This window comes from Levilactobacillus enshiensis (assembly GCF_007115095.1).
Lineage (GTDB): Bacteria > Bacillota > Bacilli > Lactobacillales > Lactobacillaceae > Levilactobacillus > Levilactobacillus enshiensis.
Window position 1 is genome coordinate 122,472 of record NZ_SULH01000006.1, and the last position, 13,908, is coordinate 136,379.

13 protein-coding genes and 2 tRNA genes are annotated in these 13,908 nt (G+C 47.2%); 3 read left to right on the top strand and 12 right to left on the bottom strand.

Annotated elements, in window-relative coordinates; genetic code table 11:
* Positions 1-17 precede the first annotated feature (17 nt).
* From FAY32_RS07815 to FAY32_RS07855, 9 genes are all read right to left on the bottom strand, one after another.
* Positions 18-761, bottom strand: coding sequence for an alpha/beta hydrolase (locus tag FAY32_RS07815; protein ID WP_143462887.1), 744 nt, complete (start codon positions 759-761; stop codon positions 18-20).
* Between the two features lie 78 nt (positions 762-839).
* On the bottom strand, positions 840-1,076 hold the full coding sequence (secG, locus tag FAY32_RS07820) for a preprotein translocase subunit SecG (protein ID WP_143462888.1): 237 nt from the start codon (positions 1,074-1,076) through the stop codon (positions 840-842).
* 97 nt (positions 1,077-1,173) lie between these two features.
* Positions 1,174-2,736: a ClC family H(+)/Cl(-) exchange transporter gene (locus FAY32_RS07825; protein WP_143462889.1), complete on the bottom strand. Its 1,563-nt coding sequence runs from the start codon at positions 2,734-2,736 to the stop codon at positions 1,174-1,176.
* A 68-nt stretch (positions 2,737-2,804) separates the two neighbouring features.
* Positions 2,805-4,154: an LPXTG cell wall anchor domain-containing protein gene (locus FAY32_RS14895; RefSeq protein WP_143462890.1), complete on the bottom strand. Its 1,350-nt coding sequence runs from the start codon at positions 4,152-4,154 to the stop codon at positions 2,805-2,807.
* A 131-nt stretch (positions 4,155-4,285) separates the two neighbouring features.
* Positions 4,286-5,605: a phosphopyruvate hydratase gene (gene eno / locus FAY32_RS07835; protein WP_143462891.1), complete on the bottom strand. Its 1,320-nt coding sequence runs from the start codon at positions 5,603-5,605 to the stop codon at positions 4,286-4,288.
* A gap of 108 nt (positions 5,606-5,713) precedes the next feature.
* On the bottom strand, positions 5,714-6,472 hold the full coding sequence (gene tpiA / locus FAY32_RS07840; RefSeq protein ID WP_143462892.1) for a triose-phosphate isomerase: 759 nt from the start codon (positions 6,470-6,472) through the stop codon (positions 5,714-5,716).
* Between the two features lie 147 nt (positions 6,473-6,619).
* A complete protein-coding gene (locus FAY32_RS07845; protein WP_143462893.1) occupies positions 6,620-7,822 on the bottom strand; it encodes a phosphoglycerate kinase in 1,203 nt (400 codons plus the stop codon).
* A 179-nt stretch (positions 7,823-8,001) separates the two neighbouring features.
* Entirely contained in the window at positions 8,002-9,012 is a 1,011-nt protein-coding gene (gene gap / locus FAY32_RS07850; protein ID WP_143462894.1) for a type I glyceraldehyde-3-phosphate dehydrogenase, read from the bottom strand.
* 68 nt (positions 9,013-9,080) lie between these two features.
* The gene (locus FAY32_RS07855; RefSeq protein ID WP_143462895.1) at positions 9,081-10,109 is read right to left on the bottom strand and encodes a sugar-binding transcriptional regulator; all 1,029 of its coding nucleotides are present in this window, start codon (positions 10,107-10,109) and stop codon (positions 9,081-9,083) included.
* A 258-nt stretch (positions 10,110-10,367) separates the two neighbouring features.
* On the opposite strand from FAY32_RS07855, the gene FAY32_RS07860 reads away from it, so the two are divergent.
* Positions 10,368-10,439 (top strand) — tRNA-Arg (locus FAY32_RS07860).
* A gap of 197 nt (positions 10,440-10,636) precedes the next feature.
* Here FAY32_RS07860 and FAY32_RS07865 read toward each other — a convergent pair.
* Complete coding sequence (locus tag FAY32_RS07865) at positions 10,637-11,239, bottom strand: ECF transporter S component (protein ID WP_143462896.1); 603 nt, start codon at positions 11,237-11,239, stop codon at positions 10,637-10,639.
* Positions 11,240-11,366: 127 nt separating this feature from the next.
* Between FAY32_RS07865 and FAY32_RS07870 the strand changes: the two genes are divergently transcribed.
* Positions 11,367-11,438 (top strand) — tRNA-Arg (locus FAY32_RS07870).
* Positions 11,439-11,719: 281 nt separating this feature from the next.
* Here FAY32_RS07870 and FAY32_RS07875 read toward each other — a convergent pair.
* Positions 11,720-12,457, bottom strand: a complete 738-nt coding sequence (locus FAY32_RS07875) for a LiaF transmembrane domain-containing protein (RefSeq protein WP_143462897.1) — start codon at positions 12,455-12,457, stop codon at positions 11,720-11,722.
* A gap of 6 nt (positions 12,458-12,463) precedes the next feature.
* Positions 12,464-12,910: a LytTR family DNA-binding domain-containing protein gene (locus FAY32_RS07880; protein WP_143462898.1), complete on the bottom strand. Its 447-nt coding sequence runs from the start codon at positions 12,908-12,910 to the stop codon at positions 12,464-12,466.
* A gap of 350 nt (positions 12,911-13,260) precedes the next feature.
* Here FAY32_RS07880 and clpP point away from each other — a divergent pair, with 350 nt between their 5' ends.
* Positions 13,261-13,857 carry an ATP-dependent Clp endopeptidase proteolytic subunit ClpP gene (clpP, locus tag FAY32_RS07885; RefSeq protein WP_048732353.1) on the top strand — a complete coding sequence of 199 codons (597 nt, stop codon included), beginning with the start codon at positions 13,261-13,263 and terminating at the stop codon, positions 13,855-13,857.
* Positions 13,858-13,908 lie beyond the last annotated feature (51 nt).

Here is a 13,908-nt window from a genome sequence, read left to right on the forward strand (position 1 = left end):
ATCGATTCCTCGTTATTTTAAAAGATTGTGTGTAAAAAAGTTAAAATATCTGTTTCCAGAGCATGGTGAGCCGCATTCACGGTTAGAACATGGCCCGCTCCCGCATACTCATGGAAATCAATTTGATTAGTTGGATAAGCATCCGCCAACCACTTACCGGACCGGGGATCGATCATCTGATCGGCATCTCCCTGAGCGATAAAGACGGGCTGCTTGATTTTGTCTAAGTGAGTCGCCGTCGTATCCGCAAAAGCTTGAATGGCTGTTAACTGCGCACCAAGATGTGCTTGCACCCAAGCCAATCGTTGCGCGAGCGCTTCACTAGGCAGGTGTTGTGCTTTATAAGCTGCACGTGCCATTTCAATAAAGGCACTGGGAACATTAGTCTGTCCCTTGAAAATCACCGGGGACGCAATCGTTCCCCCACCTAACAGATCAGCATCCATTTGTAAGGCCCGAGTGGCAAATAAACCACCTAGTGACAAGCCAAAGATGGCGATCTGCTGATAACCACGTTGCCGCAAAAACGCGATGGCGTCTTGCGTATCTTGCCACCAACGCTGTGGTGATCCTTCTTTCAGAATATCCGCAGGGTCACCCGTTGCATGGCCAGTAAAAATCGGTGCCAGCACGGTATATTGCTCGGCTTCTAACCGTCGCGCTAATAAGCGCATATCGTTTGAGCTCCCCGAATAGGCATGGAGCAGAATAACTGCTTGGGGTCCCTGCTCGAAAAAGAGCGGGGTTGGTTTTCGAATCATATCAAACCACCACTTTCCGCAATTTTTAGATAGTCTGTAAAAAAGCCCCCTGTAACAAACGAACAGGAGGCCACTTCTCTAGTGTGAAGATAGATATACTAAAGCCATTGCCAGTCCAAAGAAGAGTGCACCCAAGACAACCGTGACCTTTTGCATGAATGCTTCAAAGCCCCGGGGCTTCTGCTTCGCAAATAAATCGTCCGCACCACCAGATAAAGCGGACAACGCGTCGTTGGTCTTAGCGGGCTGCATCATTACCGCGATAATGATGAGCACGGCGACAATTAAAATACACGTCATTAAAAAATTATACACAAATTTGCCTCCTACCTATTCAAATAGGTCTAATAGGTCTAACTATACTCTTCCTAATTTATCATAGTCAGCCCGTTTTTACCAGTCCCGAGCTTGCTTAATTCGGGATATTCTGATGTGAATCGTTACGCCGAATCCCATCCAGCTGTTGACGCACATACGCACGATTTTGGCGATACGTGAAAATAATTAACGTATCTCCCGTTCTGAGAATGGTGTCACCATGGGGAATCACCTCACGCTCACCTCGCCGCACGCTAACCAGTAGTGAACCGACTGGCCAAGATAAATCACGCACCTGCTCGCCAGCAATTTCAGAACTTTCTTCAACCGGGTATTCTAGTCGATCCGTGGGTCCTTGCGAGCTGGAAACAGCCGGTTTAACCATTCGTTCCAACATTGCTTCATAAATTGGCGCGCCGCCTAAAATATCAACCGTAATGTAAGCCACAATCGACACGACCGCTAACGGCATCAAATGTTGCAAGGTTCCGACCATTTCCGTAATCAGCAGAATTGCCGTAAATGGCGCCTTCGAAATTCCGGCAAAGTAGCCGGCCATCGCGTAAATCATGAAATTAGCAACGAATATTCTCGGCAACCAGCCAAGTTCAACAAAACTCCGTGCCCCGATTGCCCCTAACAAGGCCCCCAACGTCAGAATCGGCAAAAAGATACCTCCAGGCAATCCCGAACCGTAACTAATCGTTGAAAAAATGAAGCGGAGAATAAAGTAACCAATCAGTGGTAGCAATAGCGGGGTGTGCTGCGCGAACCCAACAATCATTTGGTTCCCACCACCCAGCGTCTCAGGCCACAATAACCCAATTGGAATCACTAGTAAAAATGGGACGACGCCGTTCAGCCACTGCGGAAGCACCTTTAGTTTAGCATACCAATCCCCACTATGTAACGTTGCCCACTGATAACCAAAACCCAGTAGCCCCAAACCAATCCCTAAGATAAGGAGAAGTCCATAATATTTCAATGGCAAGGCCTGCTGAAAATTGATATGTAGGACTGGGGTGAGCCCAAAAATCTCATTCGACACAAAATTAGCGACTACCGCACTCGTTAGTGCCGTCAACCATACGAGTGTTGAAAAATTATGATAGACCTCTTCTAAAATGAATAGCGTCGAGGCAATGGGGGCATTAAACGCGGCTGAAAGCCCTGCTGCCGCCCCACCAGCAATCATTAAGCGCCGCCGAGATCCTGTGAAATTTAGTCGTTCCGCGACCCCTTGCGCAACGGTCCCACCAAGTTGAATGGAAGGCCCCTCACGCCCCAGAAAGAGGCCTGAACCAATACCCAAAATGCCACTAACAAACTTTTTCCAAAGAGCAGGCCACCATGCATAATCCAGTTCACCAGCCAGTTGCCCCTCAATCTGTGGAATCCCAGACCCTTTGATCATTGGTGTCTGCTTTGTCCAGCGACCGACAATGATAGCTAGAACTAACATGAAGAGTGCCCAAGGAATGAGCCACAGTGAATGCTGACCAAGCCACCCGTAACATCCTTGCACTAAGATCAGGAAGTGCTCAATGGCCAAGCGAAACACACTCACGACTGCTCCAGCTAATAACCCGACTAAACTTCCAAAGGCAATGGCGTTTAGTCGGGTCAGGTCGTGTTGTGTTGGTTGTTTCTGTTTCATCCGTAAGTCCCCCCACCAGTAAATAAATGTCTATTTACCAGTCTATCCTATCACAGTTGACGGAACGTTTAACGGACAAATCGTCGATAGAGCCATCCAGCAACCAAACTAAGCAGTAAGCCTAGTCCCATCACTTGTGTCGCGGACCGAGAGTCGTTAGTCTGTGGTAACGTTTTATCAGCCCTAGCAGTGTTAGAGCTAGTTGTTGTTTTTGTTGCGCCTGCAAGTCGTTTTTGCTTTTCGTTGTGTTTCTGCTTTCTTTGTGGTTTATCGCTATCGGAGACTGAATCTCCCAGATCTTCTGCGGCCGCTTGACTACTGGGCTTCGCTAATGGTTCAGATACTGGCTTAGGTGCTGACAACGTCGATCCTTGCGCCGATGCAGTATGACGATCATTAGCATTCAAAACTGAAGTTTTACTTGGCAGATTTGCCGAATGATGTGCACCCTGTAGGTTCGTGCTAGTATCTGGTGTTGGTGTTGGTGTTGGTGTTGGTGTTGGTGTTGGTGTTGGTGTTGGTGTTGGTGTTGGTGTTGGTGTTGGTGTTGGTGTTGGCTCTGGTTTGGGCTCTGGTTTGGGCTCTGGTTCTGGTTTGGGTTTTGGCTCTGGTTTTGGCTCTGGTTTTGGCTCTGGTTTTGGCTCTGGTTTTGGCTCTGGTTTTGGCTCTGGTTGTGGTGCCGGTTCCGGTTTGGGTTGTGGTTGTGGTTGTGGTTCTGGTTCTGGTTGTGGTTGTGGTTCTGGCTCCGGTTTGGGTTGTGGTTCTGGTTGTAGTTCTGGCTTCGGTTTGGGTTGTGGTTCTGGTTGTGGTTCTGGCTCCGGTTTGGGCTCCGGTTTGGGCTCCGGTTTGGGCTTCGGTTTGGGCTTCGGTTCTGGCTTCGGCACCAGCTGATTCATTGGTGGTACCGTTACCGTCACTGGTTGGACCTGTACTTGCCAAGTATCAACTGGCTTAAACGCCCGTCGTGTCGTCTCAGCCGTTGTCAGTCGATATCCTTCTGGTGCGACCAACTGTACAAGTCCGCCCATCATCAACGCAGCATGGGTCTTATAACGCCCAACCCGTTTGCCAGCTTCGTCCAAATAGTTCACAGCAACTGCCGCTTTGGACTCTGCAAAATAGACTGCATTAATTGGAAGCGCCTGATTCTGTTCCAATGCATATTTTGCTGCCATACGGAACCCCGGCACCATCAATGTAGGATGGCCAGGAACTATCTTCCCCGGCGTCACGATCTGCGTCAACTTATCGAAAACAGTAGTCGTTTTACTCCCGTCATCATTTGTTGTTGCCAGCTTATACGTAATCTCCCACGGATAACTGGTTGCTGCTGCCAGAGTTAAGTTGTCGCCACCTCCAAGAGTCACCCCTATCGCTACTAAACTCATCAAGCCAATTGCACGTTGCCATATTTTCATTACGCTATTCCCCCTTCGTTATAGTTAACTCCGTAGAAATAGGTTGAAAATTTTTCTGTTTTACAATTTTTTCAAAAAAAATGAGGCAAGCCCATTTCTGGACTTACCTCACATTTTTGTTCACTTTAACTTTACTTGTTGACGATGGCCAGACGTGCGTCTTCGCTCAAGTTGTAGAAGGAGTGAATTCCCTTGTATTCGGAAGTCTTACCTAATTGGTCTTCGATCCGCATTAATTGGTTGTACTTAGCGATCCGTTCGCCACGGCTCATAGAACCAGTCTTGATTTGACCAGCGTTTAAAGCAACAACTAAGTCAGCGATAGTCGTGTCTTCAGTTTCACCAGAACGGTGAGAGATAACGGCCGTGTAACCAGCTTGCTTAGCCATTTCAACGGCTTCAACAGTTTCAGTCAAAGTACCGATTTGGTTCAGCTTGATTAAGATAGAGTTGGCAACGCCCATCTTGATACCCTTTGCCAAGTAGTCCGTGTTCGTAACGAATAAGTCGTCACCAACGATTTGGACCTTCTTGCCAAGGCGTTCAGTAGCCATTTGCCAGTCTTCCCATTCGTTTTCATCCAGAGGATCTTCGATGGAAACAACTGGGTACTTGTCAACGATGCTTTCAAGCAAGCTAACAAATTCTTCAGCAGTGTATTCCTTGCCATCACCCTTAAGTTCGTACTTCTTGGTGTCAGCATTGTAGAATTCTGATGAAGCACAGTCAAAGGCAATCGCAACGTCCTTACCAGGTACGTAACCGGCGTTCTTGATAGCTTCAACTAAGATTTCGAATGGTTCTTCGTTGTTCTTCAAGTCAGGAGCAAATCCACCTTCGTCACCAACGGCAGTAGAGTAGCCCTTTTCGTTCAACAAGTTCTTCAAGTTGTGGAACGTTTCGGAACCCATCCGGATAGCTTCCTTAACAGTCTTGGCACCAACAGGCATGATCATGAATTCTTGGAAGTCAACCTTGTTGTTGGCATGCTTCCCACCGTTGATAACGTTCATCATTGGCGTAGGCAATACGTGACCATTGAAACCGCCCAAGTAGTTGTACAAAGGTTGGCCTAATTCGTCAGCAGCAGCCCGTGCAGCGGCTAAGGAGACACCAAGGATAGCGTTAGCACCTAACTTACCCTTGTTTGGCGTACCGTCAAGATCAATCATAGCTTGGTCGATGGCACGTTGGTCAGTAACATCGTAGCCCACGATTTCCTTGGCGATGATGTTGTTAACATTATCAACGGCCTTCGTAACACCCTTACCCATGAAACGACTCTTGTCGCCATCACGAAGTTCAACGGCTTCGTGTTCACCAGTAGATGCACCGGAAGGAACGATTCCGCGGCCCATAGCGCCGGCTTCAGTGTAGAGTTCAACTTCAACAGTTGGGTTACCACGTGAATCTAAGACTTCGCGTGCGTAAATATCAGAAATAATAGACATTTTTTGTATTCTCTCCTTAAGAAAGTTTGGCTTCACGGGAACAAGATAACAATCCCATGTTTCATTCTATAAGTTTAACTTTGAACTTTCAATCACATTTTGACCGTTTTACAAATTTTGGTAGTTTGCCAGCTTAATGAAAGAGCTTTCATCCAAACTAGAACCACCTGCGAGGACGCCATCGACATTATCGCGGCCCATAATTCCCGCAATATTGTCTGGTTTGACGCTCCCACCATATAAAACGCGAACGCCATTTGCCAAATCATCAGAATAAATATCAGCTAATGTTTGACGAATGAGGTAGCAACCCTCTTCAGCTTGGTCGGTAGATGCGGTCGTGCCACTGCCGATTGCCCAACTTGGCTCGTAAGCGATGACGATCTTCGCTGCGTCTTCGGCACTAACACCCTTTAACGCCGCTGAAACTTGGTTGACCACCCAGTGGATTTTCTCACCAGATTCACGTCGCCCCATAGTTTCGTCACAGCAGACGATTGGCGTCATGCCATTGCGAAAGACAGCTTGGACCTTTCGGTTGATAACGTCGTCCGTCTCGTTAAAGTACCGGCGACGTTCGGAATGGCCAACGATGGTGTACGGGATTCCCATCTCGTGCAATGCCTTAGGGCTAGTTTCCCCGGTGTAGGCACCTTCATCTTCGTAGTAGCAAGCTTCTGCAGCGACCCGCAAGACGTTATCGGTGTTAGCCTCTAACATTGTCTGTAAAAATAGTGCTGGTGCCGCAACGGCTGTCTCAACTTGGTCTGCGGCGGGCAATTTTCCCTGCACAGCAGTGATAAATTGCTTCGCCTCAGCCACCGACTTATTCATTTTCCAGTTTCCTGCAATGAGTGGTATCCGCAACCTTATCCACCCTTTCCTAAAAATAAATTGACTACGCTCATCATCTTACCCAATTCAAGGCAGATTAGCCAGCGAAGACCCTTCACTAGCGAGCAATCATCATAGCAAAGAGCCGTGATGGTTACCACCACAGCTCTTTATATTTATTTATTTTTCAGAAATTGCAGCAATTCCTGGTAAGGTCTTACCTTCGAGGTATTCAAGGGAAGCACCACCACCAGTGGAGATGTGAGAAAGCTTGTCAGCAACACCAAGTTGTTGAACAGCGGCAGTTGAGTCACCACCACCAACAATCGTCTTAGCATTCGTCAAAGTTCCCAAGAACTTCCCGATTTCCAAAGTACCTTCTGCATAATTACTCATTTCGAAGACACCCATTGGGCCGTTCCAGACAACCGTCTTAGCATCCTTCAAAACATCTTCGAATTCAGCAACGGACTTAGGTCCGATATCAAGTGCCATGTAACCATCAGGAATGTCACCATCAACGGTCTTGTGGGCAGCATCGTTGTCGAACTTTTCAGCAACAACGGAGTCAGTTGGGAGAACTAACTTGTCACCGGCCTTGTCCAAGATTTCCTTGGCTAAGTCGATCTTGTCAGTTTCAACCAATGAGTTCCCAATCTTCATACCCTTAGCAGCGTAGAACGTGTAAGTCATCCCACCACCGATAAGAATCTTGTCAGCTTTGGCTAACAGGTTATCGATAACACCGATCTTGTCAGAAACCTTGGCACCACCCAAGATAGCAACGAATGGGTGTTCAGGATTGTCCACAGCACCACCAATAAAGGTGATTTCCTTTTCCATTAAGAAACCAGCAGCGGTTTGTGCCATGTTCGAAGCGATACCCACGTTGGAAGCGTGTGAACGGTGAGCCGTCCCAAAGGCATCGTTAACAAAGACGTCACCCAATGAAGCCCAGTACTTGCCCAATTCAGGGTCGTTGCCGGATTCACGTTTAACATTTTTGCCGTCTTTAACATCTTCGTAACGGGTGTTTTCCATAACTAAGACGTCACCGTCGTTCAAGCCATCAATGGCATCTTCAAGCTGCTTACCTTCAGTGGTTGGAACAAAGGTAACTGGCTTGTTTAACAGGTTGGACAGACGTTCTGCAACTGGGCGCATGGACAATGCTGGCTTGTCTTCTTCCTTCTTGATCCGACCTAAGTGGGATAAGAGGATGGCCTTGCCACCATGTTCGATAACGTACTTAATTGTTGGTAATGCGGCAACGATCCGGTTATCGTTACCAATGACGCCGTCTTTGATCGGGACGTTAAAGTCGACCCGCATCAGGACTTTTTTGCCCTTTAAGTCTAAATCAGAAACTGTTAATTTAGCCAATTTAGAAAACCCTCCTTGAGTAATATCTTTTAAAAGATTACTTTCACAATATACAGCACTTACCTTCGAAATTCAAAGGACTTATGCAATTTTTTAGCGACTTACAAAAAACGCAGCGAGGAAATTCCACCCCCCGCCGCGTCTGTGAGTCTATTTTAAGCTAATTTACAACGGTCGGATTAGAGAGTTGCGAAGTGCAATAAAGTCCGAACCATGTTGCAAGTGAAGCCCCATTCGTTGTCGTACCAAGCAACAGTCTTAACTAATTGGGTGTCACCAGCGGTAGTAACTTCCGTTTGGGTTGGGTCAAAGACAGAACCATGGTCATCATCGATGATATCAGTAGAAACGATTTCATCAGCGTTGTAACCAAAGGCGTCGTTGTTAACCGTGTGCTTCTTGATAGCTTCGTTAACTTGGTCAGCAGTAACCGTCTTGTCCAAGACAGTAACTAATTCAGTCAATGAGCCGTCAACAACACCAACACGTTGTGCATGGCCTTGTAACTTACCCTTCAATTCTGGGATAACTAAGCCGATAGCCTTAGCAGCACCAGTTGAGTGAGGAATAGTGTTAATGCTTGCAGTACGGTTGTTACGCATCTTCTTGCCACGAGGGCCATCCAAGATTTGTTGGGTAGCAGTGAAGGCATGAATAGTCGTCATCGTACCAGCCTTGATCCCGAATTCTTCATTCAAGAAGTAAGCCATTGGTGCTAAACAGTTGGTCGTGCAAGAACCAGCAGAAACGATGATATCGTCCTTGCTCAAGACGTCCAAGTTAACACCAGGTACAACAGTCGTAACAGCACCGGCTGGAGCAGATACTAATACCCGCTTAACGCCAGCTTCGATGTGGGCGTGAGCCTTTTCTTCGGAAGTGTAGAAACCGGTACATTCGAGGACGAAGTCAACACCGTCATTCTTAACCCAAGGAATGTTTTGTGCCTTTGGTTCAGCATAAACAGGGTATTCCTTACCGTCAACCACGATGCCAGTGTCCGTAGCGGAAACTTCGCCAGGGAAACGGCCATGAGTTGAGTCATACTTCAACAAGTAAGCCAACATTGAAGGTGTCGTCAAATCGTTGATGGCAACTACTTCGATGTCACTTGAGTGGAGTTCGTGAATCCGCTTGAAAGCCAAACGGCCGATACGTCCGAAACCATTAATACCAATCTTTACAGTCATACTGTGATTTCCTCCTTCAGGAAGCAAACAAAGATAATTTTTTTAAAAAGCAGTACAGGTTAAGTGTATCACTTTTTTAAAACAAAGTCAGCAGCACCTTCATCAGTTATTAACCAAGTCTGTGCTGGCGCTAAACGCATGTATGCCGCAATTGCAGCACCCTTTTCGGCACCACCGGCAACGGCAATGACCAATTGTTTAGCGGCTAAATCCGCAATGTCTAAACCAATGCGGGGAAATTTACTAACCACGTGGCCGTCAGCATCAAAGAAATAGCCAAAAGCTTCACCTACGGCATGTGCCGCCGTCAGATCAGCAATCACGTGTGGCGTCATCTGCCGCCGCTTGGCCATGACGAGTGCCTGGCCAATCCCGTGAATGACCACATTGCTCTGTGCAATCAATTGCAAAACCTCATGAATGGCCGGTTCCGCAAAAAGTGGTTTATAAGTTGCGGTCGTTAACTGTTCGGGCACATATAGCGACCGAAAATCGCTGTTGGTCCGTTGAGCCATGCGGGCACTGACCGCATTCGCTTGAATCGCTGGGGACTCACCAACACCCCCACGGGCGGGAACGAAAAGCAAATCACGATTCATTGCCAACGTTGGCGTCAGTGATTCGGCCACGTTAGCCAAGGTGTGACCACCCATAACCGCCACGATGCTTTTTCCGGCCGGTAGCTGATCTGCCAACACCTGACTAGCAGCTTGCGCTAAACCAGACAGATTACCATTGGCTGCCGTACTATCACCGGGAACGATGGTGCAATGCGCAATATTCAAACGTTGCGCCAGCTCCAGTTCTCGTTGCTGTCGGCCGGCCAGCTCATCCATAATGGGAATTAATCCCTGCAGAACGCGCTGTCCAGCCGTGGTCACCTGCATCCCCTTAACCGACATTTGGATGAATCCCAAATCAGCTAAGGCATCTGTTGTGGTGCGCACGGTTCGTTCGGAACAGTCTAGGCTAGTTGCCAAGGTGCGCCGGCCGACAGGTTGTAGACTCGCAATCCCTTGTAGCATTCGAAACCGGCTGGTTAATTTTGCAACCATACGCGGCATGATTGCTTCCACCCATTGCCAATCCTCACGCATCCGACTACCTCCTAGTGGGACAATAACCGACCAGCGGTGGCTAATTAACGCCCACCCTGGTCAAAAAATTGAAGGCCAACCAGAGCTAACCTTTACTGTGTAAGTATAAGCCCCTCCTCCCACTTTAGCAAGTCATTCATACCGTTAAATAATGAAAACCCTTACATAAATTGTTTTCAAAAAAGCTGTAAGCACTACTTGAATTTATATTCAGCTTCGGGTATAGTAGTTAAGTGCTCTTGAAGTACAACGCTTTATGCGCCCGTAGTGTAATGGATCGCACGTAAGATTCCGGTTCTTGAAATGGGGGTTCGATTCCCTCCGGGCGCATTAGAAGTAGTCGATTAGCCACGTTCAGTAATGGACGTGGCTTTTTTGTTGCCAATTAATTATGGCCTAAACCCGATATTGGACACGCCAGCATTTCCACTGGGGCAACGTCCCGGCCGCTATTTGGTGTCACTATCATAACAAAAAACGAGCCCTGATTTTCCTAAACCATCGTGGAAAGTCAGACTCGTCTAACGTTAATGCTGATTTAATTGGTCCCATCGCCGACGCAAGGGCTGCGCAATCAAGGGGGCCACTACCATATCCAAGATGAATTCAGGAATACCATTGGTAACCAACGAAATCATCAGGACATAACCCAATGTTTGATTCCCTTTTGCGCCAAAAGCGGCCGCCACAGTTGGATTTTGATAAAAGAGAAAAACTAGACCGAGGACTAAGACCGTGTTGACCAGAGCCGCACATCCCGCCGCAATCGCCATCGACCGGTGCATCGACCACTGCCGCTTACGCCCCCACAGGTAAAGACCACCAGCGGCCAATCCCATTAGAAATCGTGGCAAAATGGAGATTAAAGGGTTGGTAAAAATCAACGGAGCCACCGGACTAGATGGCCAGGTGAACGCCCGGACGAAGGTGATCAAGCCCCAAAAACCACCAATCAGCATGCCATCCTTCGGTCCCAAAGCGGTTCCGGCAACAATAACCGTTAGACCAATTAAGGTCATACTAAAGGGGCCTAATGGAATGTACCCCAGAAATGGTAAGATATTTTGTAAGAGAACAATCGCCATCAGTAATGAATCCACAACCAGGCGAAAAGTCTTGTGTCGCGTCATTTACCGAACCTCCACTTAAAGTTAATGCCGTTATTATAGCATGCTTTCCCTCCTGAAAAATAGAAAGTCCCTTGTATTTTTATCCAAAATCAGTTATCATAATTGGTGTTGTTTATTAACGTTTTATGCGCCCGTAGTGTAATGGATCGCACGTAAGATTCCGGTTCTTGAAATGGGGGTTCGATTCCCTCCGGGCGCATCACAATTAATCGGTTGACCACACTCGTTTGTTCGAGTGTGGTTTTTTTATAAAAAAGAGTCCGGGAGTTTTATCCTGGACTCTTTTTGCGCTCCGAACGTCTATGGCTGAAACGTGGAATCAAAGGCAGTCAACTCCGCTTAACCCCGATAGACAAACAATCCCAGCCCGGGATTATTCGTCTATCGAAACATCGTTCATGCTCATTGACTAACCGCCTCTTGTCCCACTCTCATTTTTTAGACACCCGCCATTTCCAGTCGAATGAGCGTCTAACTACCTTAAACGTAAATCACGCTCAACCCGCCAAAGGAAATATCGCCCTGAATCGTCACTAGCGGTCCATTTTCATTGTTTTCTTGAGTGCCCTTTTCTTCGACAGTCCCAAAGCTCGTGTTCACATCTGGCTTAACGTTCCAGGTCCGCGGTAAGTACAACTCGATGCCGCTGAAGGATCCGTCAACGACAATGGTTGCGCCCGCTTCATTTAAAATGACGTTGTCAAAGTAAACCTTTGCGTTTCCCATGGACACCTTAATAACTGCTTGCTTAAAATCATTTGACTGCAGATAACGAATGCTACCACTCATATTAACGTCAACAATGACTTCAGATTCGTCAACGTTCTTAATGTTGTCGAAACCATGGTGAAAGTCTTTGTGCCACCCATGGTGCTGATGATAACCATTAACAAACGTCATGTTGCGCCGCCACTGCCAGCGCGGCTTAATAATGATCGACAGTCCGATTGACAATAACAGTGCGGCACCAAGAATCGTCCATGGTACCAGTGCCACGATTCCCAGTGGTTTGGCAAAGATAATCGCCAAGAATGCCAGTGAAAATACCATTCCGCTAACACTGACCTGAACTAGACTTCCCACAAAGGCTGCCACCAAGAACATGGCAATTAGTAACGTCCAAAATCCAATATGATAGCTCAAAATACCAAGCCGACTTGTGATGAGGATGCCCGCGCTTAAGACGAAGAAGATCCCCCAAAACCAATTTCTATGCATTTAGATTTACCCCTTTCGCTCCAACGTTTCCTTCAGGCCCTTATAAAAGCGCCGTGAGACGTAGAGCTGCTTATGCGAATTTTGAAATTTAACGAGATTACCTGTGACGGACTTCGTCAACGAAAAAATTTGATCACAGTTTAGGATGGCCGACTTGGAGACCCGGCGAAAGTTGACCGGTAAGATTGCTTCAAGTTCATACAACCGCTGGCGGGTCAAAAAAATATCAGTTGCCGTATGCACCATCACCTGATGATCCGCCGCTTCGAAGAATAAAATGTCCTGCAAGTTAACCTGATAGTTTTGCCCTCGTTGGCTGAACGTCATCCGAGTGGCCGTTGCCTCGGCATCTGCAATGGCTTTTACCAGCTGGTCCACATCCACAGCTGCCGGCGTTCGAATCGTCACTTCCGGTTCTTGCAATTGATTGTCAACTTCCACACGAATCTTCAAGCACGCTCCCCCCTTTCATTAATCTTAGTAAACCATATCATGCGGTGAAATAAAATAAGATCACCGTAACCGGTCATGTTAGCGCCATAAGTGGTCAGTTTAGCGGAGAATCAAGAGCCCACCTGCACAGCCAAGTTCTAATCGTGGTAGCTGACCAATCTATCCCAACCGGACAAAAGATGTGACAGAATACGTGACGTTTAGCTAAACTCTGGTATGATAGTTCTAGTCAAATGGTTGTGGGAATTAACAGAGTCTAATTGTTTGACCTGTTTTGACCTTAGCGGTACACTAGCATCATGTTAGCGAATCGCTAGCCATACAATTGTTAATAAGGAGGCTATCTTGTCATGAATTTAGTACCAACAGTTATTGAACAATCATCCCGCGGCGAACGGGCTTATGATATCTATTCACGACTATTAAAAGACCGGATCATCATGTTATCTGGCCCAATCGAAGATGACATGGCAAATGCCATCATTGCGCAATTGCTCTTCTTGGACGCCCAAGACTCCACTAAGGACATTTCGCTTTACATCAACTCACCAGGTGGGGTCGTTTCTTCCGGCCTGGCCATCTACGATACCATGAACTTCATCCAATCTGACGTCCAAACCATTACGTTAGGGATGGCAGCTTCCATGGCCAGTGTCTTGGCTTCATCCGGGACTAAGGGGAAGCGTTTTGCTTTGCCTCACGCCCAAGTGATGATTCACCAACCTTCTGGTGGTGCTCAAGGTCAACAAACGGAAATTGAAATTGCCGCTCGTGAAATTTTGAAGACCCGTCAATTGATCAACCAAATCTTGGCTGACAATTCCGGTCAACCTGTTGAGCGTCTGAACCAAGACACTGAACGGGATAATTACTTGAGTGCACAAGAAGCCGTTGATTATGGTTTAATCGACCACATCATGACGAATAGCAGTGAACAAAAGAAGTAATCAGCTTCCTAAAAAAGCATCGGCCATTTGGTCGATGCTTTTTTCTTACAA